At 74.0% G+C, this 1,421-nt stretch carries 1 protein-coding gene; it reads right to left on the minus strand.

Annotation, left to right across the window (positions count from 1 at the left end):
* A partial coding sequence (locus ACFXDE_RS43850) for a polyketide synthase dehydratase domain-containing protein (RefSeq protein ID WP_380499814.1) occupies nucleotides 1–1,421 on the minus strand: 1,421 nt, incomplete at both ends.

Here is a 1,421-nt window from a genome sequence, read left to right on the forward strand (position 1 = left end):
GCGGCGGCGAGGTCGGTGGGGCGCTCCCCGGTGGCGCCGGTGGTGAGGATGATCAGCCGGCTGTCGTCGAAGGCGCTCTCCGCCAGCCACTCCTGGAGCAGGGCCAGGGTGCGCCGGGTATGCGCGTGGACGGCCTCGCCGGCGTCATCGGAGGTGCCCGGCCACGGGACCACCACGGCCTGGGGCGTCGGCAGCCCTCGCTCGACGGCGGCACGCAGCCCGGCGAGGTCCGGATGCCCGGTCACCGAACCCTCCGGACCGGACAGGGATCCAATCCCCAGGACGGCCCGGTCTCCGGTCGGGAAACCGCCATGGTCCGCCGCGAGCGGGGTCCACTCCAGTCCGAGCAGGGCGCGCGGGCGAGGACTCGCGGCAGCCGCCAACTGCTGGGCGGAGACGGTCCGGAAGCGGATGGTCTCGATCGACGCGACCGGTCGGCCGTCGCCGTCCGTGAGGAACAGGCTGAGACCGTCGTCGCCGACTGGGACGGTCCGCACCCGGACGCTGCCGGACGGCACGGTCCTGAGCGTCACGCCGCTCCACGCGAACGGAAGACGGACCTGCGTCGGGTCGTCCCCGGTGAACCGGCCCGCCAGCCCGACGGTGTGGAGGGCGGCGTCGAGCAGCGCGGGGTGGAGGCCGTAGCCCGTCGTGTCGACGTCCCCCGGCGGAACGACCTCGGCCTGGACCTCGTCCCCGACGCGCCAGGCGGCACGGAGCCCCTGGAACGCGGGGCCGTAGGCGTAGCCCCGGTCGGCCAGATCGGCGTAGAAGTCCGTCACGTCGATCGCCTCCGCCTGGGCGGGCGGCCACGCCGAGCCGACCGCCGGTGCCGCCTGGGCGGGCTCCGGGACGACGACGCCGGTCGCGTGCCGGGTCCAGGACCGCTCCTCGGTGCCGTCCGGACGGGAGTGGATGGTGAACGGCCGGGCTCCGGACGCGTCCGGAGCGGCGACGACCAGCTGTAGCTGAACCGTCTGCTCGGGGGCCAGGACCAGCGGCTCCTGAAGCGTGAGCTCCTCGACCGTGCCGGCGCCGAGCTGTCGACCGGCGTGCAGGGCGAGTTCGAGATGGGCGGCGGCCGGCAGGAGGACGGTGTCGGCGATCGTGTGGTCGGCCAGCCACGGCTGCGAACGGAGCGAGATCCGGCCCGTGAACAACACGCTGTCGTCGCCGGCCAGGTCGACGGCGGCGCCCAGCAGCGGATGGCCGCCCGCGTCCAGGCCGAGGTCGGTGGTGTCCGTCGAGGTGAAGGGGGCCCGGAGCCAGTAGGTCTGGTGTTGGAAGGGGTAGGTGGGGAGGGGTGTGGGGTTTGTCTGGTGTCGTGTGGGGGTGGGGGTGGTGTGTCCGTGGGTGTGGAGGTGGGCGTGGGCGGTGGTGAGGGTGTGGTTTTCGGGTCGGTTGGGTCGGAGTGTGGGGGT

Source organism: Kitasatospora sp. NPDC059408, from assembly GCF_042751525.1.
Lineage (GTDB): Bacteria > Actinomycetota > Actinomycetes > Streptomycetales > Streptomycetaceae > Kitasatospora.